General features: G+C 65.7%; 22 protein-coding genes. 13 read left to right on the forward strand and 9 right to left on the reverse strand.

From position 1 onward, the window contains the following. Positions 1 to 19: 19 nt before the first annotated feature. On the reverse strand, positions 20 to 1,093 hold the full coding sequence (gene ychF, locus J1M43_RS11515; RefSeq protein ID WP_206476753.1) for a redox-regulated ATPase YchF: 1,074 nt from the start codon (positions 1,091 to 1,093) through the stop codon (positions 20 to 22). A gap of 34 nt (positions 1,094 to 1,127) precedes the next feature. After that, entirely contained in the window at positions 1,128 to 1,868 is a 741-nt protein-coding gene (locus J1M43_RS11520; protein WP_206476754.1) for a class I SAM-dependent methyltransferase, read from the reverse strand. 59 nt (positions 1,869 to 1,927) lie between these two features. Between J1M43_RS11520 and J1M43_RS11525 the strand changes: the two genes are divergently transcribed. From J1M43_RS11525 to rmuC, 3 genes are all read left to right on the forward strand, one after another. After that, positions 1,928 to 2,521 (forward strand): 3'-5' exonuclease, encoded by a 594-nt coding sequence (locus J1M43_RS11525; protein ID WP_206476755.1) that lies wholly within the window; start codon positions 1,928 to 1,930, stop codon positions 2,519 to 2,521. Between the two features lie 38 nt (positions 2,522 to 2,559). Next, a complete protein-coding gene (locus tag J1M43_RS11530) occupies positions 2,560 to 2,967 on the forward strand; it encodes an ankyrin repeat domain-containing protein (protein WP_206476756.1) in 408 nt (135 codons plus the stop codon). A gap of 65 nt (positions 2,968 to 3,032) precedes the next feature. Then, a complete protein-coding gene (rmuC, locus tag J1M43_RS11535) occupies positions 3,033 to 4,328 on the forward strand; it encodes a DNA recombination protein RmuC (protein WP_206476757.1) in 1,296 nt (431 codons plus the stop codon). On the opposite strand, the gene J1M43_RS11540 is transcribed toward rmuC, so the two are convergent. Continuing rightward, positions 4,325 to 4,615, reverse strand: a complete 291-nt coding sequence (locus J1M43_RS11540; protein WP_206476758.1) for a hypothetical protein — start codon at positions 4,613 to 4,615, stop codon at positions 4,325 to 4,327. The genes rmuC and J1M43_RS11540 overlap by 4 nt on opposite strands. A 156-nt stretch (positions 4,616 to 4,771) precedes the next feature. Continuing rightward, the gene (gene glpX / locus J1M43_RS11545; protein WP_206476759.1) at positions 4,772 to 5,758 is read right to left on the reverse strand and encodes a class II fructose-bisphosphatase; all 987 of its coding nucleotides are present in this window, start codon (positions 5,756 to 5,758) and stop codon (positions 4,772 to 4,774) included. A 187-nt stretch (positions 5,759 to 5,945) separates the two neighbouring features. Between glpX and fbaA the strand changes: the two genes are divergently transcribed. Together fbaA and J1M43_RS11555 are read left to right on the forward strand one after the other, a co-directional pair. Next, on the forward strand, positions 5,946 to 6,974 hold the full coding sequence (fbaA, locus tag J1M43_RS11550; RefSeq protein ID WP_206476760.1) for a class II fructose-bisphosphate aldolase: 1,029 nt from the start codon (positions 5,946 to 5,948) through the stop codon (positions 6,972 to 6,974). Between the two features lie 107 nt (positions 6,975 to 7,081). Beyond that, on the forward strand, positions 7,082 to 7,303 hold the full coding sequence (locus tag J1M43_RS11555; RefSeq protein WP_307823418.1) for a DUF1918 domain-containing protein: 222 nt from the start codon (positions 7,082 to 7,084) through the stop codon (positions 7,301 to 7,303). Positions 7,304 to 7,398: 95 nt separating this feature from the next. Here J1M43_RS11555 and J1M43_RS11560 read toward each other — a convergent pair whose 3' ends face one another. Both J1M43_RS11560 and J1M43_RS11565 read right to left on the reverse strand, forming a co-directional pair. Then, positions 7,399 to 8,463 carry a TM2 domain-containing protein gene (locus tag J1M43_RS11560; protein WP_206476761.1) on the reverse strand — a complete coding sequence of 355 codons (1,065 nt, stop codon included), beginning with the start codon at positions 8,461 to 8,463 and terminating at the stop codon, positions 7,399 to 7,401. Between the two features lie 50 nt (positions 8,464 to 8,513). Then, positions 8,514 to 9,143, reverse strand: a complete 630-nt coding sequence (locus J1M43_RS11565) for a hypothetical protein (protein ID WP_206476762.1) — start codon at positions 9,141 to 9,143, stop codon at positions 8,514 to 8,516. Between the two features lie 185 nt (positions 9,144 to 9,328). On the opposite strand from J1M43_RS11565, the gene J1M43_RS11570 reads away from it, so the two are divergent. From J1M43_RS11570 to J1M43_RS11600, 7 genes are read left to right on the forward strand one after another with little or no spacing between them, the layout of a single operon-like run. Beyond that, positions 9,329 to 11,380: a hypothetical protein gene (locus J1M43_RS11570; protein ID WP_206476763.1), complete on the forward strand. Its 2,052-nt coding sequence runs from the start codon at positions 9,329 to 9,331 to the stop codon at positions 11,378 to 11,380. Next, positions 11,380 to 13,146 (forward strand): class I SAM-dependent DNA methyltransferase, encoded by a 1,767-nt coding sequence (locus tag J1M43_RS11575; RefSeq protein WP_206476764.1) that lies wholly within the window; start codon positions 11,380 to 11,382, stop codon positions 13,144 to 13,146. Before J1M43_RS11570 ends, J1M43_RS11575 begins: the two co-directional genes overlap by 1 nt. Positions 13,147 to 13,156: 10 nt before the next feature. Then, the gene (locus J1M43_RS11580) at positions 13,157 to 14,344 is read left to right on the forward strand and encodes a restriction endonuclease subunit S (protein ID WP_206476765.1); all 1,188 of its coding nucleotides are present in this window, start codon (positions 13,157 to 13,159) and stop codon (positions 14,342 to 14,344) included. Continuing rightward, positions 14,344 to 15,051 carry a zinc-ribbon domain-containing protein gene (locus J1M43_RS11585; protein WP_206476766.1) on the forward strand — a complete coding sequence of 236 codons (708 nt, stop codon included), beginning with the start codon at positions 14,344 to 14,346 and terminating at the stop codon, positions 15,049 to 15,051. The genes J1M43_RS11580 and J1M43_RS11585 overlap by 1 nt, the downstream gene beginning before the upstream one ends. Further along, entirely contained in the window at positions 15,048 to 16,289 is a 1,242-nt protein-coding gene (locus J1M43_RS11590) for an exonuclease domain-containing protein (protein WP_206476767.1), read from the forward strand. Before J1M43_RS11585 ends, J1M43_RS11590 begins: the two co-directional genes overlap by 4 nt. A gap of 41 nt (positions 16,290 to 16,330) precedes the next feature. After that, a complete protein-coding gene (locus J1M43_RS11595; protein ID WP_206476768.1) occupies positions 16,331 to 17,503 on the forward strand; it encodes an ATP-binding protein in 1,173 nt (390 codons plus the stop codon). A gap of 6 nt (positions 17,504 to 17,509) precedes the next feature. Beyond that, a complete protein-coding gene (locus tag J1M43_RS11600; RefSeq protein WP_206476769.1) occupies positions 17,510 to 20,698 on the forward strand; it encodes a type I restriction endonuclease subunit R in 3,189 nt (1,062 codons plus the stop codon). Positions 20,699 to 20,708: 10 nt separating this feature from the next. On the opposite strand, the gene J1M43_RS11605 is transcribed toward J1M43_RS11600, so the two are convergent. The 3 genes from J1M43_RS11605 to J1M43_RS11615 form a co-directional block, all read right to left on the reverse strand. Then, the gene (locus J1M43_RS11605; RefSeq protein WP_033104846.1) at positions 20,709 to 21,263 is read right to left on the reverse strand and encodes an MOSC domain-containing protein; all 555 of its coding nucleotides are present in this window, start codon (positions 21,261 to 21,263) and stop codon (positions 20,709 to 20,711) included. After that, on the reverse strand, positions 21,260 to 21,781 hold the full coding sequence (locus tag J1M43_RS11610) for a DUF6264 family protein (protein ID WP_206476770.1): 522 nt from the start codon (positions 21,779 to 21,781) through the stop codon (positions 21,260 to 21,262). The genes J1M43_RS11605 and J1M43_RS11610 overlap by 4 nt, the downstream gene beginning before the upstream one ends. Positions 21,782 to 22,042: 261 nt before the next feature. Next, entirely contained in the window at positions 22,043 to 23,047 is a 1,005-nt protein-coding gene (locus J1M43_RS11615) for a 4-hydroxy-3-methylbut-2-enyl diphosphate reductase (RefSeq protein WP_234000532.1), read from the reverse strand. Between the two features lie 149 nt (positions 23,048 to 23,196). On the opposite strand from J1M43_RS11615, the gene xseA reads away from it, so the two are divergent. Next, positions 23,197 to 24,474, forward strand: a complete 1,278-nt coding sequence (gene xseA, locus J1M43_RS11620) for an exodeoxyribonuclease VII large subunit (protein WP_033104849.1) — start codon at positions 23,197 to 23,199, stop codon at positions 24,472 to 24,474. Positions 24,475 to 24,484 lie beyond the last annotated feature (10 nt).

Below are 24,484 nucleotides of genomic sequence, written 5' to 3' on the forward strand. Positions count from 1 at the left end.
ACGAAGAGCGTCATTAACGTTAGACGTTAAACCGGAACTCCACCACGTCGCCATCCTGCATGACGTAGTCCTTGCCCTCGAGGCGGGCCTTGCCCTTCGCGCGGGCCTCGGCGACCGATCCGGTCGCGACGAGATCGTCGAACGAGATGACCTCCGCCTTGATGAAGCCCTTCTCGAAGTCGGTGTGGATGACACCGGCGGCCTGCGGCGCCTTCGACCCCTTGGGGATCGTCCAGGCACGAGCCTCCTTGGGACCGGCAGTGAGGTACGTCTGCAGGCCCAACGTGTCGAAGCCGATGCGGGCGAGCTGGTCGAGGCCCGACTCGTCCTGACCTGTCGACGCGAGCAGCTCGGCCGCATCCTCCGGGTCGAGGTCGATGAGCTCCGACTCGATCTTCGCGTCGAGGAAGATCGCCTTGGCCGGTGCGACAAGCGCTTCGAGTTCGGCCTTGCGCCCAGCATCCGTCAGCACGGCCTCGTCGACGTTGAACACGAAGATGACCGGCTTCGAGGTGAGGAGACCGAGCTCTTTGATCGGGGCGAGGTCGATACCGCTCACCGAGAGCAGGATGCCGCGTTCCAGAGCATCCTTCGCAGCGTTCGCCGCCTCGAGCACCGAGGGATCGGCCTTCTTGCCACGCACTTCCTTCTCGAACCGCGGAATCGCCTTCTCAACGGTCTGCAGATCGGCGAGCATGAGCTCGGCGTTGATCGTCTCGAGATCGTCCTTGGGGTTGATCGCACCCTCGACATGAACGACGTCGTCGTCGTCGAATCCGCGCACGACCTGGGCGATGGCATCCGCCTCACGGATGTTCGCGAGGAACTGGTTGCCCAGTCCCTCTCCCTCGCTCGCACCGCGCACGATGCCGGCGATGTCGACGAATGACACGGCCGCCGGGAGGATGCGCTCACTGCCGAAGATCTCCGCGAGCACGTCGAGACGCGAATCGGGAAGGTTCACCACACCTACGTTCGGCTCGATCGTCGCGAACGGATAGTTCGCCGCGAGCACGTCGTTCTTGGTGAGTGCGTTGAAAAGAGTCGACTTGCCGACGTTGGGCAAGCCCACGATCCCGATAGTTAGAGCCACGGGATACGAGTCTACCCGGCGCGGATGCCGCGGCTCAGCCGCGCACGGCGCGGAATGCTCGCGTCACATAGGGCACATCGATCGTTCCCGATTCGTCGAGGCCGATCTCATCGAACAACGTGTCCATTCCGCGCCTGATGAGCCGCTTCTCGTCCTCTGACGCCGTGATGACGTAGCTGCGCGATGCCGCCATGCGGTGCAATTGCGCACGGGTCATCGGTCGGATCCATTCCCATCGCTGAGACTCCAGTTCGCCGAACGGCGCCGCCACCACGGGCCCCTCGTCCTCGAGGAGTTCCTCGGCGACGCTCGGGTGCATCGCCGCGGTCAGTCGACGCACCCACTCCACACGGCCATCGCGCGTGTTCCAGATCAGCCCCAGCGTGCCGCCGTCACGCACGACGCGCCCGATCTCAGCGGACGCTGCGACAGGATCCACCCAATGCCATGCCTGGCCGAGCACCACGGCATCGAGACCGGAATCCGGCAGCGGCAGGTGCTCGGCAGTGCCCGTGAAGGTCGGCACGCCGGGGACGCTCTCCCGCAGCTTCGCAAGCATCACCGGGTCAGGATCGATCGCGACGACCTCGGCATCCGGCGCCGCGACGAGCACGCGCGTGAGCTTGCCCGTGCCGGCGCCGACGTCGGCGATCCGGCGCGATCCGTGCGGCAGGTTCTCGAGCATCCAGGCGACCGCATCGAACGGATACTCCGGCCGCGCAGCCTCGTAGTGGTCGGCCGCCGCACCGAAGGAAGTCGCCCGCGCATCGCTCATATCGCCAGCCTACGGCGAGTCTGCGGCATCGCGCATGGCCCCGGAGAGAAGGTGGTCAGGTGCCCCTGGACTTCACCGCAATCGACTTCGAGACGGCGAATTCCAGTCCCGCCTCGGCATGCTCCGTCGGACTCGTCCGCGTTCGCGACGGCCGCGCCGTCGCCACCGCGAGCTGGCTCATCCGCCCTCCGGCAGGGCACGACGAGTTCCAGGACTGGAACATCAAGATCCACGGCATCCACCCTCACCAGGTGCGCACGGCCGCGACCTGGGAGGAGCAGTTCGACCGCCTGTGCTCGTTCGCCGGCGCCGACGTGCTCGTCGCGCACAATGCCGGTTTCGACACGAAGGTGCTGCGCACGGCATCCGAGGTCACCGGTCTCGAATGCCCGCCGTACCGTTCACTGTGCAGCCTCCAGGTCGCACGCAAGATCTACGACCTCGACTCGTACCGCCTGCCTGTCGCCGCCGCTGCCGCAGGGTTCGCCGAGTTCTCCCACCATGACGCGTTGGCGGATGCTCGGGCCTGCGCCCAGATCGTCATCGACGCTGCCGCGCGCGCCGGTGCCGCGGACGTCGACGAGCTCGCCCTGGCCCTGAGCCTGCGCATCGCAGAACCGCCCGTGCGCGTGCTGGAGCGCGCCGTGGCCTGACGCAGCGCGCCGCTGCCGCACCAGGGCACAATGAGTGCATGACGAATCCCACCGGCGACTCCCCCGTCAGCCTCGAGGTCATCGAGGGCACCTTCGATCTCGCGCGTCAGGGCCGGACCGGTCCGCTCGGCGAGATGATCGACGCCGGTGTGCCGATCGACGTGCGCAATCCGCGCGGCGACACCGTGCTGATCGTGGCGACGTACGCCGAGCAGGAGCACACCGTCGCAGACCTCGTGCGTCGCGGCGCCGACCTGAACGCGCTGAACGCCGCGGGGCAGACCGCGATCTCCTGCGCGGTGTTCCGCAAGAACGAGACCCTGCTGCGCATGCTGCTCGACGCGGGCGCCGATCCGGATGCCGGACCTCTGTCGGCCGTCGCGATCACCGAGCAGTTCGCGCTGCCAGAGATGCGCGCGATCCTCGACGAGTACGCGAGCCGCTGACACCAGCGGCGCCGTGAGCGGAGCGGCGTGCGTACGATGTCGGTGGCCGGGTGCACCCTGGAGCCATGGATGCTCCGCTGATCGCTCTCATCGCCGCAGTCGCACTCGCGATCGGCCTCGTCGTGGGCTGGTTCGCACGTGCGGCGCGTGACGCCGCCGAGCACACTCGCGACACCACCGAACTCGCTCGAACCCAGGCCGAGCTCGCCGCCGCCCGAGACGATCGCGACCGGCAGTACGACCTGTATCGCGATGCCGTCGAGCACTCCCGCACCGAGCAGCGCGCGGAGGCGCAGCGCGTGCAGCAGCAGAACGCCGTTCTGACGGCGCTGGCTCCGGTGCGCGAGTCGCTGCAGCAGATGCAGAGCAAGGTCGCATCGCTCGAGCAGGAGCGGCATGCGCAGTTCGGCTCCCTCACGGAACAGCTGCGCAGGGCGCAGGAGTCCGATGAGGCGCTGCGTGCGACGACCGAGTCACTCGCGGGTGCGCTCCGTTCGACATCGACCCGCGGAGTGTGGGGCGAGACGCAACTGCGCCGTGTGGTCGAGGCGGCGGGTCTCACGCGTCACGTCGACTTCGACCTGCAGTCCACGATCTCGTCGGATCGCGGCCAGGGCCGCCCCGACATGGTCATCCGCCTCGCCGGGGGAAGCTCGATCGCCGTCGATGCCAAGGTGCCCCTCGACGCGTATCTCGAAGCGAGTGCGCTGACGGGTGGTGACGCGCAGGAAGGGCAGCGCCGCCAGTTCATGCAGAGGCACGTCAAGGCCGTCCGTGCGCACGTCGACGCGCTGGCGAAGAAGGCGTACTGGTCGGGCCTCGATGCGAGCCCGGAGTTCGTGATCTGCTTCCTGCCCAGCGAGTCGCTGCTCGCGTCCGCGATCGACGAAGACCCGACGCTGCTCGACTACGCGTTCAGCAAGCACGTCGCGCTCGCCTCTCCTGTGAACCTGTGGGCCGTGCTGAAGACCGTCGCGTTCACCTGGACCCAGCAGGAGGTCTCGACCGAGGCGCGCACACTGCTCAACCTCGGAACGCAGCTGTTCGACCGCCTCGGCGTCGTCGCCGGGCACGCCGATGATATGAGACGGGCGCTGGAGCGCACGGTGGAGAGTTACAACCGCTTCGCCGGCTCGCTGGAGAGCCGCGTGCTGGTCACCGCCCGCCAGTTCCCCGGGATCGACGCGTCGGCACTGGAGGCGGCTCCGCAGCCGATCACGACCACACCGCGCCGATTCACCGCGCCGGAGCTGGTCGGCGACGCCGAGCCTGCTGAGCGTGCAGCGCTGTTCGAGAACGCACAGCTGGACGGGATCCAGGCCGACCTCGACGCCGTGCGGCACCGTGTGGACGAGAGTTAGGCGTTACCGGGCACCCAGCTGAGCAGGGCGATCACGAGGCCGGAGCTCACGACGAACGCGCCGATCATCCACCACGAACTGAGTTCGTGCCCCTCGGGCCGCCGCACGCGGAAGAGCACGTCTGCGCGGCGTGCAGGATCGACGTTCGGGGGCGCCACTGTCGCGGCCGCTGCAGCGGCGACACGCGCAGCCTCGTCTTCGGGAGTGATCCGAAGGATGCGGCCGGTGTTCGTGGTGACCGTAGCCGTCGCCCGTGACTTCGCGTCCCGTGTCTGCTCCGTGGTCATCTCACCCTCCTGGATGCCGTCACGAACTGTGACGGCGACGAACCCAGGGCCTATTGTGCCAGCAAAGGCTGAGTAAGACCGGTAGCAGCACCGCGCTGGTATACCGGCTGGGTAACGATCAGCGCGGCGCGAAATGCGGAAACGGGGAGTCTGGCCTTAGAGCCACTTGGAGACGAGGTGCTCTGAGGCGATGCGACGAAGCGTCCCGGACGCGCCGCGCAGCACGACCGATTCCGTGTACACGTAGTTTCCTTCGCGGCGCACGCCGGCTACCAGCTGGCCGTCGGTCACGCCGGTCGCGACGAAGATGGTGTTGTCGCCCTTGACCAGGTCGTCGGCCTCGTAGACGCGGTCCATCTCGAGTCCGGCGTCGATGCCGCGCTGACGCTCGTCGTCGTCCCTGGGCCAGAGCCGCCCCTGGATGTGACCGCCGAGCGCCTTGATCGCGCACGCCGTGACGATTCCCTCAGGGCTTCCCCCGACGCCGACGCACATGTCGGTGCGCGCACCGTGACGCGCGGCGTTGATGCCGCCGGCGACGTCGCCGTCGCTCATCAGGCGCGTCCCTGCGCCAGCCGCACGGATCTCTTCGATGAGCTTCTCGTGCCGCGGACGATTAAGCACGGACACGACGAGCTCATCGACGGGCTTGCCGAGCGCACCGGCGAGCAATCGGATGTTCTCCCCGATCGGCAGGCGGATGTCGACGACGCCGACGCCGGCGGGTCCGGTGACGAGCTTGTCCATGTAGAAGACGCTCGATGCGTCGAGCATCGTGCCCCGATCGGAGACGGCGATCACGGAGAGGGCGTTCTGACGTCCTGCAGCGGTGAGCGAGGTGCCGTCGATCGGATCGACGGCGATGTCGCACTCGGGACCGCGACCAGCGCCGACCTCCTCGCCGTTGAACAGCATCGGCGCGTTGTCCTTCTCGCCCTCGCCGATGACGACCCGTCCCTGGAAATTCACGGTGCCGAGGAACGCGCGCATGGCGTCGACCGCCGCACCGTCTGCTGCCTCTTTGTCTCCACGGCCGATGAACGGCACGGCCCGGATGGATGCGGCCTCGGTCGCACGAACCAGTTCGAGTGCGAGGTTTCGATCGGGACGCAGGGGGCTCATATCGGCCGTCAGACTCACCATGTGGTCAGCCTATCCAGGCGACTGCGTGGAATCGCGGGTGTTTCGCGCGAATTCACGCGAAGGAATCGCAGTTCTTAACAATGAGGAAGAGCGCCGGGCCAATGCGGGCCCGCGGGCCCGCGGCATCCGCTCGCCTGCACCGATAGAGTGAAAGCTGTCCCGGCTTCATCTATCGCAGGAGTTTCTCATGCCCGTCGCCACTCCGGATCAGTACGCAGAAATGCTCGACCGCGCGAAGGCCGGTGGCTTCGCGTATCCCGCGTTCAACGTCTCCAGCTCGCAGACCATCAACTCCGTCCTCCAGGGGCTGACCGAGGCCGGATCCGACGGCATCATCCAGGTCACCACGGGCGGTGCCGACTACTTCGCCGGTCACACCGTGAAGGCCCGCGCCACGGGCGCTCTCGCCTTCGCGCGCTACGCCACCGAGGTCGCGAAGAACTACCCCGTCACGGTCGCCCTGCACACCGACCACTGCCCGAAGGACGCCCTCGCGGGCTTCGTCGAGCCGCTGATCGCGGCATCCGAGGAAGAGGTGAAGGCCGGCCGCAACCCGATCTTCCAGTCGCACATGTGGGACGGCTCGGCCGTGCCGCTCGACGAGAACATCGAGATCGCGAAGGACCTGCTCCCCCGTATGAAGGCGATCAACGCGATCCTCGAGGTCGAGATCGGCGTCGTCGGCGGCGAAGAGGACGGCGTGCAGCACGAGGGATCGAACGAGGCCCTCTACACGACGATCGCCGATGTCACGCAGGCCGTCGAGGCCCTCGGCCTCGGCGAGCAGGGACGCTACATCGCCGCTCTGACCTTCGGCAACGTGCACGGCGTCTACAAGCCGGGCGGCGTGAAGCTGCGCCCTGAACTGCTCGGTGAGATCCAGGAAGGCATCGCGGCGAAGTTCGGCACCGGCGCCAAGCCGCTCGACCTCGTCTTCCACGGCGGCAGCGGCTCGACGGATGAGGAGATCGCCCTCGCGGTCGCCAACGGCGTCATCAAGATGAACATCGACACCGACACGCAGTACGCGTACACGCGTGCGATCGCCGACTACATGTTCAAGAACTACGACGGCGTGCTGAAGGTCGACGGCGAGGTCGGCAACAAGAAGCTGTACGACCCCCGCGCCTGGGGCAAGGTCGCCGAGTCGGCGATGGCCGCCCGCGTGGTCGGGTCGACCCGCCAGCTCGGCTCGTACGGCCAGTCCAAGAGCTGACCTGCAGATCCTGAGGATGCCTCGACCCGGTTTCGGGTCGGGGCATTCTCCTTCCCGTGCGCGGTCGATGCAGCAGGTGCTTGCCACACGGCGTCGCGAGGAGCATCGTGGAAGCATCCGATCCGCGAGGGAAGGGTGTGATGACGTTGCAGGCGAAACCCGGTGACCGATTGATCATCGAAGGGCGCACCGACACGGCCCACAGACGCGAAGGTGAGATCCTCGAAGTCCATGGCGACGAAGGATCGCCGCCATATCTGGTGCGGTGGGACGATGGGCACGAAGGCACGCTCTACCCGGGGCCCGACGCGCATGTCGCGGAGCGCTGAATCAGAGCACAAAGATGCCTCGACCGCTTCAGATCGAGGCATCCTCTGTTCCTGCGTCCCCACGCAGCTCGCGTCCCCAGCGCGAGGTCTTGTCGTCAGTCGACGGTGAGACTCCAATTGCCGTCCGCGCGGACTGTGATCACAGAAGGACCCCCCGAAAGCGGCACTGTGCCGTTGTACGTACCGATCTCGTTGACCAGCAGACCGAGGTTGAACACGTCCGAGTTCTCCTGCATCACGACGAAGTTGCTCGATCCGGTGTGCGCAGCAGTGAGCGACGCTGCATCGCCGTCGTAGACGAACACCGCGTCGCCCACGCCTTCGGCCGCAAGCGCGGGAGCCGAGCCCATCGGCCGAATATCGAAGGTCCAATCACCGTCCGCGGTCACCTGCAGCTTCACTCCATCGCCGAGGGCGGAGATGCCCCATGCCGTCGTGCCGCTGTATGCACCGATCGTGTTGACGAGCAGTTCACCGGTCGATCCGTTGTTCGCATCGAGCACGCTGACGGCGAAGTTGCTCGACCCGTTGTGCGTTGCGACCACGACGCCTCCGGTCGCACCGGCCGGAAGGTCGATGATGGTGTCGCCCGCACCGGACTGCTGGATCGGCGCGAACTCGCCCCAGGTGCTGTTCGCCCAGGATGCGGATGCGCTCTCGGCCGGCTCTTCGACGGCGGGTGTCTCCTCAGCGGCAGCATCCTCAAGCGCGCCATCCACGAGTTCTTCGGCGACGTCCGCGGTCTTCTCGAGTCCGTCGACCACCCCGGCTCGCGAAGCGCCTCCGCCGGATGCCTCTCCGGATGCACCGTTGACCGCGCCGGAGACGCCGCCAACGAGCACGAGCACGCCAGTGACGATCCAGGCGATGAGCTTGGTCTTGTCGTAGCCGTCGAGTCGATGACCAGCCTTGTCGCGCATGGCACCCGCGAGGATCAGGATCAGGTCGACCAGGTACCAGATGCCGAGTCCACCTAGTGTGAACAGCTTGAGCAGTCCGGTGCCGACCTTGCCGAGATAGAAGCGATCGACACCGAAAACGCCGAACAGCAGCGAGAAGAGCCAGGCGACGGTGAACGACTTGCCGACGGTGGGAGCCTCAGTTGTGCCGGGCACAGGAGGCGCGACGTAGCCGGGCGCAGGAGGAGGTAAAACGGACATGATGGGTTTCCTAACTTTTAGTCGATGATTTGATTCGGGTACGAGAGCGGTCAGTAATCCCACTCCCAGCCCGTCGGGCCGCCACCGAGGGTCATGACGACGGTGCCCGTGGTCGCGGCGACATCGAGCACGATGTAGCCGGAGACGCTCTGCCCCGGACCCACAGAAGACGGAAGGGTCGCAGCTTCACTCATGCACGACCACGCGTTCCCGACGGGGTCGTTGAGGCGCTTGCCGTGCGGGTCGTATGACTGCCAGTCGTATGGTGAGAACCACACTTCGGGGTTGTCGGACTGTGCCAGTTCGGGAGTCGTCTCGACGTTGATGTGGAGCGCGAGGTAGTGGCCGTTCGCAGGCGTGTCTGACCATCCCGAATCGCACACCGGGTCCAGGACGATATCGGTCACGACGAAGCGGGAGCCGATCGTGTCGGGATCACCGGAGATGCCGGTGCCGGCGAGCTGGCCGATCTGCTTGATCATGTTGCCGCGTGTGCTCAGAACCTTCTCACCGAACTCGGATTCCGGAGCCGGCGTGGACGCCTCTGGTGTGGGCGCGCTCTCCACAGGCGCTGTATCTGGCGTCTTACCTGTGTCGGCCGCGGGACTCGGAGCGGAACACGCGGCGAACGCGAAAGCGGCCAGCGCGACTCCCGACGCTGCCAGTGATTTGCGGAACATCAGTGCCTCCATGAATGTCTGTGAAACGGTGGACGAGTGCGTCCCCTCCACTCGCCCACCGTGGCGACGCGTGGTCGCCAGAAGTGACGTTAGAGACCTCTGCGAGATCAGGCGATTGATACTCTGATAAGACGGGTTATCAGCACTTTCATCGAAATGTTGTAACTCGTCGCTAGAGTCGCCTCATGACCACTGCACGTCCCTCTGACCGACGCCGGCCTGCTGATGCGGCCACCACGTCTGATGCGGCGACCCTGCTCATCTCGCTTTCCGAAGTCGCCGCACTGGCGAGGGTGCAGCGGCCAGTTGTCTCCATGTGGCGCACCCGCTTCAGCAGCGGCACGATGCCATTCCCGCGACCGAGGATCTCGTCGAACGGGCGCGACCGTTTCAGTGCTCTTGAGGTGGCGCAGTGGCTGTGCGACACCAATCACGGCAACAACCCGGATGCTGTCGCCGACGCCGCGGCGTTCGCGTTGGTCGACTCGCTGGCACTGACGGAGACGCAGCACGCCGATGCTCTCGGCGCTCTGCTCGCCCTGCGCGCGTTTGACGGCCGGCCGCTGCTCGACGGGGATCTGATCGAGCGCGCGGACGAGGCTGATCCCGACGACGAGATTCTCGTCCGCGAGATCGCTAGCGTCGATGCCTCCTGGGCTGCGTTCGCCGATCAGATGGCAGATGCCGCGTACTCCACGCTCGGCGCATGGGAACGGCTGCGCGAACGTCGACCGACATCGGGTCGTGATGGTTCGGCCGGGGCGCTCTCCGCGCAGGGCGGTGAGTTGATCACCGGTCTGTCGCGTGCGCTCCTCGACGACGACCGGCCCATGATCGCCGACGCACCGGGTGCCCTTTCCGCTCACGACACAGTCGCCACGGTGATCGCGTCGTTCGGCGAGAGCACCGAGGTCGAGGTGCACGTTCCCTCGGGTGACGCGGGGCGTAGCATCCGACGCGAACTTCTCGTTCGCGGGCTGTACCCGTTGCTCACCCAGCGGCCACCCGGCGGGGCTGCACCGGCTGTGCGTGTTGCACGGCTACGCGGCTCGGCACCGGAAGCGGAGCTCGCACAACTGGAAGAACTCGTGGTCGAGTTGGGCGATGCTCAGCGAGCGATCGTGATCGGACCCGACACGCTGCTCACCGAACCGTTGTTCGGCGCGTCCGAGGCCTCCCGCGATGCGGTGCTCCGATCGGGGCGCGTGCGCGGCATCCTGCGCCTTCCGCAAGGCATGGTGGTGACCGCTCCTCGCCAGGTGATGGCGATCTGGCTCATCGGCGGTCCGCAGGGCGGCACGCCCCTCGCCGACCGATTCACATTGACCGGCGATCTTCGCGGGATCGAGTTGAACGACGGTCGCACACGCGATGTGATCAGTGACTTGGTCACGTCACTCGGCACACGCCGAGATGTGCTCGCTCACGCGTTCCGCTTCCTGCGGTTCGTGCGCACCTCGTCGCTGCTCGCGGGCAACACGCCGCTGGTTGCGACGAGCGCGCTCCCCCGGCTGGGCGCCAACGGACCGGCGCCTGCCGACCTGCCAGTGCTGCTGGATGAGGCTACTGCCCGTCTTGAGATCGACCTCCCGCTGCGCACCACGACGACGCCTGCTGCACCAGCGTCCGTTTCACTGGGAGATGCGATCGATGCGGGTGACGTCCGAGCGCTGAGCGGAGCGCGACTGAGTGTCGAAGACTCCACCGGGGCCGACGGATTCGACATCATCGGCCGCGACGAAGTGCAGAGGGTCGCACGGGTACGTCGCCAGATCGACCGGCTGCGCCTCGCCGCGAGTTATCCACGCGCAGAGATCACGCGTCCAGGCGACGTCGTGTTCCTCGCCGGCGCCAGCCCGCGCGCGCTGGTCGACGGCGATGGTGCGAGTGTGGTCGAGTATCCGGCACGCATCCTGCGACTCGCCTCACACGCGTTCGTTCCCGAGATCGTCGCCGCCGATATCAACGCTCAGGGGGGCTCGTCGCCCTGGCAGCGCTGGATGCTGCGCCGCGTCGAGCCCTCCCAGCACGATGCCACGCGCGACGCGCTGCATCGTGTCAGCGCACTGCGCGCCGATGCCGATCGGCGTGCGGCAGAACTCGCAGCGCTCGAGAGCCTCGTGATCGACGCCCTCGCAGCGGGCGTCGTGACCGCAGAGCCCGTCCCCCATGACCCGTCCGACGAGACGTCGGAGCCTGACACCACACTTGACAGCAACACCGAAGGGACCAGCTGATGGCCGCACGCACGAAGGTCGACACCGCACCGTCGACGATGAAAGAGCTCAAGGACACGCTCTGGAAGGCCGCCGACAAGTTGAGGGGGTCGATGGATGCCTCACAGTACAAAGACGTCATCCTCGGGCTGGTGTTCCTGAAGTACGTCTCGGATGCATTCGACGAGCGCCGCGGCCAGATCCGCTCAGAGCTCGCGGCAGACGACTACGACGAGGAGCAGATCGCCGAGCTCATCGACGACACCGATGAGTACACCGGCCGTGGCGTGTTCTGGGTGCCGGCGAATGCACGCTGGTCGTACCTGGCGGAGAACGCGAAGGGACTCGGCCCGTCGATAGGCGAGGCGGAGAAGTCGGTCGGTCTGCTTGTCGATGAGGCGATGGATGCTGTCATGCAGGCGAATCCGCAGCTCAACGGCACGCTCCCCCGTATCTTCAACCGCGACAGCGTCGACCAGCGCAGGCTGGGCGAACTCGTCGACCTGTTCAACTCGGCACGATTCACAGGCCAGGGCAAGGGGGGTGCCGACGGACGCCGTGCGCGCGACCTGCTGGGCGAGGTGTACGAGTACTTCCTCGAGAAGTTCGCGGCGGCCGAGGGTAAGCGCGGCGGAGAGTTCTACACGCCGGCCGGTGTCGTGCGGGTGCTCGTCGAGCTTCTGCAGCCGACGAAGGGTCGCGTGTACGACCCGGCGTGCGGCTCGGGCGGCATGTTCGTGCAGGCCGAGAAGTTCATCGACGCGCACCACGGCGAGGGCTCGGACATCTCGGTGTACGGTCAGGAGCTCAACGAGCGCACCTGGCGTCTGGCGAAGATGAACCTCGCGATCCACGGCCTGAGCGGCAACCTCGGTGCGCGCTGGCAGGACACGTTCGCGCGCGATCTGCACCCGGATGTCGAGTTCGACTACGTGATGGCGAACCCGCCGTTCAACATCAAGGACTGGGCGCGTGATGAGTCCGACCCGCGTTGGCGCTACGGCGTGCCGCCGGCGGGAAACGCCAACTATGCGTGGATCCAGCACATCCTCTCCAAGCTCGCGCCGGGCGGCACGGCCGGCGTCGTGATGGCGAACGGGTCGATGTCGTCGAACTCCGGCGGTGAGGGCGCGATCCGTGCCGAGATCGTGGAAGCTGATCTCGTCTCGTGCATGGTGGCGCTGCCGACGCAGCTGTTCCGTTCGACCGGAATCCCGGTGTGCGTGTGGTTCTTCGCGAAGGATAAAGGAGCGCTCCTTGAGCCTGTCGAAGGGTCGCGTGGCGGCTCGATCGATCGCACCGGCCAGGTGCTGTTCATCGATGCTCGCAACCTCGGTCACATGGTCGACCGCGCCGAGCGCGCGCTGTCGGATGAGGACATCGCAAAGATCGCCCACACCTACCACGCCTGGCGCGGCATACCTTCCCCTGCGCGGACGCCGAATGACTCCGCGCCGGACGCCCCCACGCCGGAAGCCTCCACGCGGGTCGTTGAGCGAGCCGAAGGCGAGACGAAACGCGCTGAGCGAGCGCAGCGAGTCGAAGCCTCACAGCAGCCCTACGAGAACATCCCCGGCTTCGCTTACTCCGCCACCCTCGCCGAGATCAAAGCCGCCGACTACGCCCTGACGCCAGGCCGCTACGTCGGCGCCGCCGAGGTCGAGGACGACGGCGAGCCGATCGAGCAGAAGCTCGCGCGGCTGAAGGGCGAGTTGTTCTCGCAGTTCGAGGAGTCCGAGCGGTTGGCTGCGGTTGTTCGTGAGCAGTTGGGGCGGGTCGATGTCTGAGTGGCGGACGATGAAAATTGAGAACCTCGGCGAGATTTTCGATGGCCCACACGCAACTCCGACCCGCATCGACCAGGGCCCATACTTCCTCAACATCGCAAGTTTGAATCGCGGACGCCTCAGCTTGGATCTGTCCGATCATGTCTCAGAAGACGATTTCGCTCGTTGGACAAAGCGTGTCACGCCTCAGAGAGATGATCTTCTTTTCTCATATGAGACGCGACTCGGCGAAGCCGCGCTGATGCCAGATGGGATACGCGCTTGCCTCGGTCGAAGAATGGCGCTCATTCGGCCAAACCGAGAGGTGATTGACCCTCGGTTCTTCTTGTATCTCTATCTTGGGCAAGCGTTCCAAGAAACGATCGTGCTAAACACGATCCACGGTGCGACCGTGAACCGCATCCCACTCAACCGAATGTCCGACTGGGAGGTACAGATCCCGCCCCTCCCCGAGCAGCAGGCAATCGCCGAGGTGCTCGGCGCTCTCGACGACAAGATCGCCGCCAACACCCGGTTGATCGACCGACTCCTTGCGTTGTCGAATGCCGAGTTCATGAGGCGGTTCGGTGACCGTGCCTTGGAAGTGCCGCTAGGCGAGCTTGGGGAAGTCGTCGACTGCTTACATTCGAAGAAGCCCGAGCGCGTCCCGACTGGCGCCACGTTGATGCAGCTCAATAACATCCGCGATGACGGGCTCGTTGACCGGACATCGGCGTACTACATCTCCACTGAGGACTATGCGAATTGGTCACGGCGTTTCGAAACACGCGCATGGGACTTTGTCATCACCAACGTTGGGCGCATCGGCGCCGTCGCGAGGATCCCCGACGGGTACGTCGCCGCCCTCGGGAGAAACATGACAGGCATCCGACCGAACGATGCCAGCGAATCGGGTTCGTTCATTGCAGCAGCAATGATGTCGAGAGCAGTTCGTCGAGAGATTGATCAGCGCACTGACGCAGGCAGCGTCATGAGTGCGCTCAATGTCAAGAGTGTGCCGCTCCTGCGCCTGCAGGAGTCATCTCCGTCTGAACGCCACGACTTTCACGTCTTCGCCTTGCCGTTCTTCAAGTACGCAGATACCGCGCTCTCAGAGAACGCGACGCTCGCCGCCACCCGCGACGCGCTGCTTCCCAAGCTCATGTCGGGTCTGCTTCGTGTGAACGACGCGATACACCATGCCGAGGAGGTCCTCTGATGAAGTTCTGTCCCCAATGCGATAGCCCGCTACAAGACGGTGCGCGATTCTGCGGTGAGTGCGGGGCGCCGCTCGACGGGTCTGGCAACGTCTCCCAGTCCGTAGCAAAGGGTAACCGCGGCACGGTGATCCAAGCAGCAGCCGGGTCGACTGTGCATCACGGCCTCGAGTCCCCGAAGAACATACCGTTGAAGGCTCGGTGGACGTGGAACAGTCCCCTCACTCAATCTGCGCTGGCGTGGATCGGCACAGTACTGTCGCTGCTGACTCTGCTTCCGCTCGCGAAGATCGCCGAGCCGCTCTGGGCGCTACTTCGCGGAAGCGCCCCTTCCGTGACACCGAGCTGGGAGCGGTTCGTATGGATGGGCTTCTTTCTGGTGGTCGCCGTGCTCGCGGCGCTGAGTTGGAGCGCGTTCAACGTCGTGCGCAAGCGCCAGGTCAGACCCCTCGATAGGCTCGGCCTGTTTCCCGCTGCGTGGGGACGCGATGGCCGGCTGGGGCTCGCGCGCATGGAAGGGGAATGCCCCCAGTGTGACGGTGCGCTCCGGCTGAAGAACATCGCAACCATGTTCAAGATCGACACGGACGGTAATGAGCGCCCGACGAAATGGGAACCATTTGCTGTATGTCGTAAGAACCCTGAACAGCACCGGTTCGCTTTCGATGTCACTGCGACGATTGATGCTGCGACAGACGAAGCATCATGAGCTTCGCCGTCGTAGATTTCGAGACCACGGGCATACTGCCGTCGTACCACCACCGCGTGGTCGAAGTGGGCATCACCCACGTCGAACCCGATGGAACCATCTCGGGACATTGGGAGACGCTGATCAATCCCGAGCGCGATCTCGGGCCGCAGCGCATCCACGGAATCAAGGCGGCGCAAGTTGTTCAGGCTCCGGTGTTCAGTGACATCGCTGCCGACTTCGCCGCTCTACTGCAGGGACGGGTGTTCGTCGCGCACAATGCGTCGTTCGATCTGCGGTTCCTCAACGCCGAGTTCGAGCGCTCCGGGTATGCGATCTGGGGTGAGATCCCCCACCTGTGCACGATGCGGCTCGGCGCGCAGTTCGGACTCGGCGGATCCGTCGCCCTCGCGCACGCATGTGGCAGTTTCGGGGTCGAGAACGCCTTGGCCCACTCCGCTGGAGCCGACTCACTCGCCACGGCCAAACTGCTGGCCGCGTACCTCCGTACGACCGCAGAGGCACCGGCATGGCGCGATTACTGGTTCGGCCACATCGCCGCTGCGAAAGACTTCCCGTATCCACAAGGGCGTACCACTGGTGTTGCCTGGCAAGCACGCGGCGACGTTGAGGAGGAGGTCCACTTCTTGCAGCGGATCTCCGTCGACGCGAAGCATCCGCGCGCCACCGGCGTCGAAGCCGAATACCTCGGGCTGCTTGACCGCTGTCTGCTCGACCGTGTCATCTCGGTCAGCGAGGCGAGACAGCTCGCCTCTGCCGCCGACGAGCTCGGATTCAGCCGCTTCGAGATCGAAGATCTGCACGCGCAGTACTACGGCGCGCTCGCACAGGTGGCATGGGCAGACGGCGTACTCACCGACGACGAAGAACACGATCTCGACGCGGTAGCGGAACTGCTCGGCATCCCGGGCGTTACGCGTCCGACGATCACGGCCGGATTGAGCGCTTCGACAGGCTCAGCGCGCGAACGCGTCGACGCGGTGCCTATGGTCAACGCATTCACGCTGGCTCCCGGTGACCTCATCGTCCTCACGGGTGAGATGACGCGTCCGCGTTCCGACTGGGAGGACGAACTCCTGCTGCTCGGCTACGCACCCCACACCGGAATCACGAAGAAGGTGCGTCTGCTCGTCGCGGCCGATGCTGACACGCTCTCCGGTAAAGCGAAGAAGGCACGTGACTACGGCATCCCGATCGTCGACGAGAACGGACTGCGACGACTGCTTGGCAATGTCTAAAGGCGAATGTAAAGTCTAAAGAAATCTAAAGGAGTCTAAACGTGACAAACGTGAATGACAGTCCGTTTCGGGCGGGGTTCGGTAAGACCCCGCCGATGCTCGCCGGACGCGACTCCATCCTCGACGACTTCGCCGCAGCATTGGCCGAGGGCTCCTGGAGCACCGAACGCTCCATGCTCATCGAAGGCCCACGCGGCGTCGGCAAGACAGTACTCCTTAACGCTCTCGAAGACATCGCACGTGAGCGCGAGTGGATCGTGATCTCCGAGACCGCAACTCCCGGTTTTCTCGCGCGAGTCACGAACGACCACCTGCAACGGGCTATCGACCATCTGGACCCGCCGACGGAGCGCAGCATCACTGGCGTAGGAGTCGCTGGCGCCAGCATCACCACTCAGGTGACGCCGGCGCCCGCGTACCCCGTCACCCTCAGATCACAACTTGAGAGAGCCACGTCGCTCACCGAGCCGCACGGCGTACTCATCACTCTCGATGAGATCAATTCCTCTTCCATCGATGAACTCGCCGAGTTCGCAGCCGAACACCAGCACGCGATCCGGAACGACCTCGAAGTCGCGTTCGCCGGCGCAGGCCTCCGCGGTGCGATCAAGGAAGCACTCAGCCACAAGAGCCTGACGTTCCTGCGCAGATCATTGCGCCCGCCGATCGACTTCCTCGAGTACGACGACGTCGTCGATGCACTCCGGATCCCGATCGTGGATCGCGGACGTGAGATCGACGCAGAAGCACTGGATTACGCCGTACGCGCCACTCAGGGGTATCCGTTCCTCGCGCAATTGATCGGTGACCTCGCATGGAAGGCGTCGCCTCAACAAACCTTGATCTCGCTCGACGACGTGAGATCCGCGTATCGAAAAGCCCGCCGGACGATGGGTCGAAACATTCATGAGCCGTCGCTCAGCGATCTCTCCCCCACAGATCTGACGGTACTGGCGCGTATGGCCGCCGACGACGGCCCCACCGCCGTGAGCGATCTCCGCACCAGCCTCGGAGTCACCTCGAAGTACCTGAGCGTGTACCGCCAGCGGCTGATCGACGCCGGCATGATCGTTCCCGCCGGTCACGGCAAGGTCGACATCGCCATGCCCTACCTGCGTGAGTATCTCCGTGACCACGTGGTCTCCGACGCCACTACGGACCGCGCACTTCAGCGCCCCAGTTTCCCCGCGCCGCCGGCGCTCGATGAGGAGTGAGCAATCATGACCACGATCTCCGAGGCCGTCTGGGAGCAGAGCGCCCAGAACACGCTCGCCGAACCCCTGGGCTGGCATCCGTTGCACGGCGAGCAGATCTCCCCCGGCTCCGGCGAGCGCGACAGCTGGGACGAGCTGCTCATCCGTCCGCGCCTGCTCGAGGCGCTGCGCCGGCTGAATCCCGGCGTTCCCGCTCACTATCTGAAGCAGGCGGTCGTCGAGATCGCCTCGCCGACCTCGCAGGATGCGATCACCGAGAATCACCGCATCCACCGATACCTCACCAACGGCTACCCGCTCAGCTACATCGATCAGGACGGCATCGAGCAGAACCCCTCGCTGCGTCTGCTCAGCACTGATCCGGCGCAGAATGACTGGCTCACGGTGAACCAGGTCACCATCCGTCAGACGACACCCGGTCACGGAGAGGTGCATCGCCGCTTCGACGTCGTGCTCTACGTGAACGGCATGCCGATCAGCATCATCGAACTGAAGCGGGCCGGAGTCGGCGCAGCATCCGCTCACTCCCAGTTGCAGACCTACCTGCGCGAGTTCCCGATGGCCTTCCGATTCTGCGTCTTCACCCTCGCCAGCGACGGCCTCGAAGCCAAGTACGGCACGCCGTTCACTCCCCTCAACCATTTCTCGCCCTGGAACGTCGACGACGACGGCGTACCTCTGCAACAGCCGCGCATGGAGGGCGACGAAGACGTCCAAGCCCTCGACGACGCCCTCTCGGGCCTCTACAACCAAGAACGTTTCCTTCAGCTCACACGCAACTTCACCGCATTCGATGAGGGCTCCGACGGACTCGTCAAGCGCATCGCCAAGCCGCACCAGTACTTCGCCGTCACCAAGGCCGTCGGCAAGACCGTGCAGGCGGTGGAGACCAACGGCAAGGCAGGCGTCGTCTGGCACACGCAGGGCTCGGGCAAGTCGATGGAGATGGAACTCTACGCCAACCTCGCCGCGCGCCACCACAAGCTCAAGAACCCCACGATCGTCGTCATCACCGACCGCAACGAACTCGACGGGCAGCTGTTCCAGACGTTCGATCAGAGCCTGCTGCTGCCCGAGAAGCCCGTGCAGGTCGCCACTCGCAGCCAGCTCCGCGAAGAACTGCAGGCCCGCAACACCGGCGGCATCTACTTCACGACCCTGCAGAAGTTCGGCCTCAGCAAGGCCGAGAAGGATGCCGGAATCAAGCATCCGCTGCTCAGCGAACGCCGCAACATCATCGTCGTCGTCGACGAGGCGCACCGCAGCCACTACGACGACCTCGACGGGTACGCGCACCACCTGCGCCGCGCGCTCCCCCACGCCACGCTGATCGCGTTCACCGGCACGCCGATCTCATTCGCCGAGCGGAACACGCAAGACGTCTTCGGCGAATACATCGACATCTACGACCTCAGCCGGGCCGTCGACGACGGCGCCACGGTACCTGTCTACTTCGAACCGCGCCTCATCAAAGTCGCTTTCGCCGCAGACGTCTCGCCAGAGGAGATCGACGCCGCGGCCGATGAGTACACGGTCGGACTCGATGAGACCGAGCGGGCCCGGCTCGAAGCATCCGTCGCTGTCGTCAACGCCGTCTACGGCTCACCAGAGCGCATCGACGCCCTCGCAGACGACCTGCTCGACCACTGGGAGAAACGCCGCGCCGCTATGGCGCCGTTCGTCGAGGGTCCGGGCAAGGCTCTCATCGTCGGCGGCACGCGCGAGATCTGCGCCAAGTTGTACGCCGCGATCATCGAACGCCGCCCGGACTGGCACTCCGACGCGCTGGATGCCGGACGCATCAAGGTCGTCTACTCAGGCACCGCCAGCGATCAGCCGCCGATCAGCGATCACGTGCGTCGCGACTCTCAGAACGCGGTCATCAAGGATCGGTTGAAGGACGCTGAGGACGAACTCGAACTCGTGATCGTCAAAGACATGATGCTCACCGGCTTCGATGCGCCGCCATTGCACACGCTCTACCTCGATCGGCCGCTCAAGGGGGCGCTGCTGATGCAGACGCTCGCCAGGGTGAACCGCACATTCCGCGGCAAAGAAGACGGCCTGCTGGTCGCCTATGCGCCGCTGGCAGACAACCTCTCCAAGGCACTGCAGGAATACACCGTCACCGACCAGGAGAACAAGCCGGTCGGACGCGACGTCGAAGAGGCGCAGGAACTCGCCCTTGCCTACCTGGAGCAGATCCGCCCGTTGCTGGTCGGCCACGACTGGCGCAATGATCTGAAGGCGGGAGGGCCGCGCGCAGGCCTTCGGGCGGTGACGAGAGCCACCAGCTTCCTGCGCGAACCCGTCCGCAACCAGGCGGACAGCGACGGAGACACCTCGGCGACGACGGCCGTGCGCTTCCGCAAGCTCAGCAGTCAACTCGCCCGCGTCTGGGCTCTCGCCTCCGGCGGAAGCACGCTCACAGACGTGCGCGATGAGATCGCCTTCTACGAAGAGGTGCGCATCTGGATGGCGAAGTTCGACGCGCAGGATCGTCAGGCGCGCGACGAACCGATCCCCGACGACATCCAGCGCCTGCTCGGCGTTCTCATCGCAGAGTCGACCGAGACGGGCGATGTCATCGACATCTACGAGGCCGCCGGGATGCCACGTCTCTCGCTCGACGACCTCACGCCGAAGTTCGTCGAAGAGGTGCAGCACGCCCGCAACCCCCAACTGGCGATCGAGGCGCTCCGCGCCGCACTCATCGATGAGAGCCTCGCCGTGTCGCGGGGCAACCTGGTACGCCAGCGCGCGTTCTCCGAGCGGATCGCCGAGATCATGTTCCGCTACACGAACCAGCAGCTGACCTCCGCCGAGGTCATCGCCGAACTGGTGGAGCTGGCGAAGGAGGTGGCAGCCGAAGCATCCCGGGGCCAGCACTTCACGCCGGCGCTGTCGAACGACGAACTCGCCTTCTACGATGCGGTCGCGACCAACGAATCGGCGGTCGACGTGCACGGAGAGGACACCCTCGCGAAGATCGCGCGTGAACTCGTCGCCGTCATGCGCCGCGACGTGCGCACCGACTGGACCGTCCGCGACGACGTGCGGGCCAAGCTGCGCTCATCGATCAAGCGACTGCTGGTGAAGTACAAGTACCCGCCGGACAAGCAGCCTGCCGCCATCGGGCTCGTGATGGACCAGATGGAGGCGATGGCACCGCGGTACGCAGCCGAACGCGGCTGAGCCGATCGGCCTATCCGGCCCGGTACACCTCGAGGATCGTCGGGGCGTCATCCGGTCGCTCGAGAACGATGATCTCGTCGCCGGCCTCGATGCGCCCGTTCTTGACGACGCGCAAATAGGGGCCGAGTCGTCCCGCGGCAGAGAAGCGCTTGACCCAGCCGCGCTCGTCGTCACCGCCTACCCAGCGCGCGAAAGTCTGGCAGGGTGTGCGTGGCATGGTCACTTCGACAACCACAGCCCCGCCGATCTGCCATTGCTCGCCGATGCGTGCCGCGTTCACGTCCAGACCCTCGACACGCAAGTTCTCACCGAACCATCCCGGCGGCAGCTCACGCCCGAGTTCGTTCGCCCAGTACGCGGCGTCCGCCTGCGAATACGCGTACACCGCTTTATCGAGACCACCGTGGTTCTTGCGGTCCGCCTGCACGTCGGCGTATACCCCGTACGCGCCGACACGGACCGGACCCGTCACCGGACGCTTGTCGATCGCCGTCGACCCGACGGCACCGGCGTCTGGTCGCAACTGGTGCACGGCACAGACAGCGACCAGGCTCGCACCGCTCATCGACCCGACATCCCGTCGACATAGGCCATGAAGGCAGGGTCACCCATCATCGGAATCATGATGCAGATCGACACGATCAGCATGGTCGCAGCGGCACCGACGAGCGGCACCCACCAAGTGAGCTTTCCGGTGCGCAGGCGGCGCAGCGAAAGCCATGCCGTGATCACCCAGCCCACGACAAGGAGGATCGCACCGGTCGTGCCCCACAGCTTGCCCTGAGCGAAGTTCGTGAACTCGCCCTCGATGCCGAGGATTCCCATGCTCTGGTTCATGACCGTGGGCAGATCGAGGTACGCCATGCCGGTCATGAACACGTTGACCAGGCCGTAGGCCAGTAGGGCGATCGTGATGATCCGGTCCCACGGCCTGGCCTTGGTGATCGAGCGAGCGGGCGCGGGCTGCACCTGCTGCTCGATCGATGGGGCGGCAGGCACAGCATCCACCGGCGGAAGCCCCGCGAGGCGCCGTTGCTCATCCGGAGTCGCATACTCGCCGTACTGGGGCCGCTGATCGGTCATCCCGACATGCTAACCGGCTCATCGTTGAACGGATCGCAGGAACGGTTCCGCAGTCGCGCGACGCAGAGAGACAGCCATAGAGATCTCGACGGCCCCAGAGGAGTGGGGACTCCTCGGGGGCCGCTGAAGCGGAACGCTGGGGACGCTCACGCCTCAAGATGAAGCTGCGCTGGGGACGCACCCTCCATCTGCAGCACCGTGATACGTGTGCTGCACGACAAGCCTAAGACAACTGTGGCGACGAGCGCGCGGGGTTGTCGTTCAGGAGGTGGTCGAATCCGCTGTCGCGCGGCCACCGAGTGCACGCGCGTCGCGCTGGCCTGAGGAGTCCTGACGCAGTTCCTTGGGAAGCGAGAACATCAGATCCTCCTCGGCGGTGCGGATCTCCTCCACATCGCCGTAGCCGGCCGCGGCGAGCGTCTCGAGCACTTCGCGCACGAGGACCTCGGGAACGGATGCGCCGCTCGTCACGCCGACCGTCGCGACGCCGTCGAGCCACTCCTGCTTGATCTCTTCGGCGTAGTCCACCCGGTACGCGGCCTTGGCACCGTACTCCAGCGCGACCTCGACCAGGCGAACGCTGTTGGACGAGTTCGACGAGCCGACGACGATCACGAGTTCAGCGTCGACGGCGACCTTCTTGATCGCGACCTGACGGTTCTGAGTGGCGTAGCAGATGTCATCGGACGGCGGCGCCTGCAGATCCGGGAACCGCAGACGCAGCCTGTTGACGGTCTCCATCGTCTCGTCGACCGAAAGCGTGGTCTGCGAGAGCCAGACGACCTTCGACGGGTCCTTGACCACGACGGTGTCAGCCTCTTCCGGCGAGTTGACGATGGTCACTCGCTCCGGTGCGTGACCGGCCGTACCCTCGACCTCTTCGTGTCCCTCGTGGCCGATGAGCAGGATCTCGAAATCGTCGCGCGCGAAACGCACGGCCTCACGGTGCACCTTGGTCACCAGAGGGCAGGTCGCGTCGATCGCGAGCAGGCCCCGATCGGATGCCGCCTCCACGACCGCAGGAGAGACACCGTGCGCGCTGAACACGACATGCGCGCCGGACGGCACCTCGTCGACCTCTTCGACGAAGATCGCGCCCTTCTCTTCGAGCTCGGTGACCACATGGATGTTGTGCACGATCTGCTTGCGCACGTAGACGGGTGCGCCGTAGCGCTCGAGCGCCTTCTCGACCGCGACGACGGCACGATCGACGCCGGCGCAGTAACCACGGGGAGCGGCGAGCAGAACCCGCTTGTGTCCGTCCACCGGGTTATCCTGAAGCCGCGTCGCCCGCGATCGAGGGATGCGGGGAACGGGAAGATGTACGGTGGCCTGGCTCACCCTTCGATCCTACCTTCGAACGGTCGTGCCGGGCCTGGACGGGCACTCAGACGCATGAGCACGGAAGGGGCCAGATGACGGTCTTCGAAGCGACACCGGCGAAGGGCGAGGCTCCCGCGGCGGATGCCGTGGCTCCGCGCGACTCGACCTCGGACACCCCGACGTCCGTCGCCCGGTTGAACGGCACGATCCGCGATTTCATCGCACGGTGGAACGTCGTGTGGGTCGAGGGCGAGATCACTTCCTGGAACGTGCGCGGCGGCAACGTGTTCGCCCGCCTCAAGGACACCCTCTCCGACGCGCAGATCTCGATCCGCATCTGGTCGAGCGTGCGTGGACGCATCCCCGCCGATCTCGGCATCGGCGACCATGTCGTCGCGGCGGTCAAGGCAGACTACTTCGTCAAGGCCGGCGACTTCAGCTTCACCGTGTCATCCATGAAGCACGTCGGTCTCGGCGACCAGCTCGAGCGCCTCGAGAAGCTGCGCGCACAGCTGCGCCAGGAGGGGCTGTTCGATCCGTCCCGCAAGAAACCTCTGCCCTTCCTCCCGCACGTGATCGGTCTCATCACCGGCGAGCGCTCGGATGCCGAGAAGGATGTGCATCGCAACTCGGAGCTGCGCTGGCCGCAGGTGCGCTTCCGCACCGAGTACGCCGCTGTGCAGGGCGATCGCTGCGTGCCGGAGACCCTGGCCGCGCTGGCGACGCTCGACGCCGACCCGGACGTCGACGTGATCATCATCGCTCGCGGCGGCGGCGACCCGCAGACCCTGCTCGGATTCAGCGACGAGCGCCTCGTGCGGGCGGTTGCCGCGGCATCCACCCCCGTCGTCTCCGCCATCGGACACGAGAACGACCATCCTCTTCTCGACGACGTCGCCGACCTCCGCGCCTCGACGCCGACGGATGCCGCGAAACGTGTCGTCCCCGACGTCGGAGAGCAGCGCGCCCTCATCGGCCAGCTGCGCTCACGCGCCACGACGCGACTCACGCAGCGCATCTCGCACGACATCCAGCAGCTCGATCAGTTGCGCAGCCGACCGGTGCTGCGCTCACCCGACCCGATCGTCGAAAGCCGCGCGCAGGAGATCTGGCTGCAGGTCTCGCGCGGACGCGACACCATCACCCGCCGGCTCGACACCGCCGCACGCAAGACGACCGAATTGCGTGCTTCGCTGCGTGCCCTCTCGCCCGCCGCGACGCTGGCGCGGGGCTACGCGATCGCGCACCTCGACGGCGGTGTGATCCTGCGCGATGCGGCGGATGCTCCGGCCGGAGCATCGTTGACCATCACGGTCGACCGCGGATCGGTCGCCGCCCGCTCCGAGGGCGAGATCGCGGAAGCGGAGTGATGAGCGTGCT

The sequence above is a fragment of the Microbacterium sp. KRD172 genome, from assembly GCF_017168295.1.
Classification (GTDB): domain Bacteria; phylum Actinomycetota; class Actinomycetes; order Actinomycetales; family Microbacteriaceae; genus Microbacterium; species Microbacterium profundi.

Coding starts and splice junctions, on each gene's coding strand:
- J1M43_RS11530 (WP_206476756.1), top strand. CDS start 2,560: ATGACGAATCCCACCGGCGACTCCCCCGTCAGCCTCGAGGTCATCGAG.
- J1M43_RS11575 (WP_206476764.1), top strand. CDS start 11,380: ATGGCCGCACGCACGAAGGTCGACACCGCACCGTCGACGATGAAAGAG.
- J1M43_RS11610 (WP_206476770.1), bottom strand. CDS start 21,781: ATGACCGATCAGCGGCCCCAGTACGGCGAGTATGCGACTCCGGATGAG.
- J1M43_RS11565 (WP_206476762.1), bottom strand. CDS start 9,143: ATGTTCCGCAAATCACTGGCAGCGTCGGGAGTCGCGCTGGCCGCTTTC.
- J1M43_RS11540 (WP_206476758.1), bottom strand. CDS start 4,615: ATGACCACGGAGCAGACACGGGACGCGAAGTCACGGGCGACGGCTACG.
- rmuC (WP_206476757.1), top strand. CDS start 3,033: ATGGATGCTCCGCTGATCGCTCTCATCGCCGCAGTCGCACTCGCGATC.
- glpX (WP_206476759.1), bottom strand. CDS start 5,758: ATGGTGAGTCTGACGGCCGATATGAGCCCCCTGCGTCCCGATCGAAAC.
- J1M43_RS11590 (WP_206476767.1), top strand. CDS start 15,048: ATGAGCTTCGCCGTCGTAGATTTCGAGACCACGGGCATACTGCCGTCG.
- J1M43_RS11605 (WP_033104846.1), bottom strand. CDS start 21,263: ATGAGCGGTGCGAGCCTGGTCGCTGTCTGTGCCGTGCACCAGTTGCGA.
- J1M43_RS11520 (WP_206476754.1), bottom strand. CDS start 1,868: ATGAGCGATGCGCGGGCGACTTCCTTCGGTGCGGCGGCCGACCACTAC.
- J1M43_RS11560 (WP_206476761.1), bottom strand. CDS start 8,463: ATGTCCGTTTTACCTCCTCCTGCGCCCGGCTACGTCGCGCCTCCTGTG.
- J1M43_RS11580 (WP_206476765.1), top strand. CDS start 13,157: ATGAAAATTGAGAACCTCGGCGAGATTTTCGATGGCCCACACGCAACT.
- xseA (WP_033104849.1), top strand. CDS start 23,197: ATGACGGTCTTCGAAGCGACACCGGCGAAGGGCGAGGCTCCCGCGGCG.
- J1M43_RS11600 (WP_206476769.1), top strand. CDS start 17,510: ATGACCACGATCTCCGAGGCCGTCTGGGAGCAGAGCGCCCAGAACACG.
- J1M43_RS11585 (WP_206476766.1), top strand. CDS start 14,344: ATGAAGTTCTGTCCCCAATGCGATAGCCCGCTACAAGACGGTGCGCGA.
- J1M43_RS11570 (WP_206476763.1), top strand. CDS start 9,329: ATGACCACTGCACGTCCCTCTGACCGACGCCGGCCTGCTGATGCGGCC.
- fbaA (WP_206476760.1), top strand. CDS start 5,946: ATGCCCGTCGCCACTCCGGATCAGTACGCAGAAATGCTCGACCGCGCG.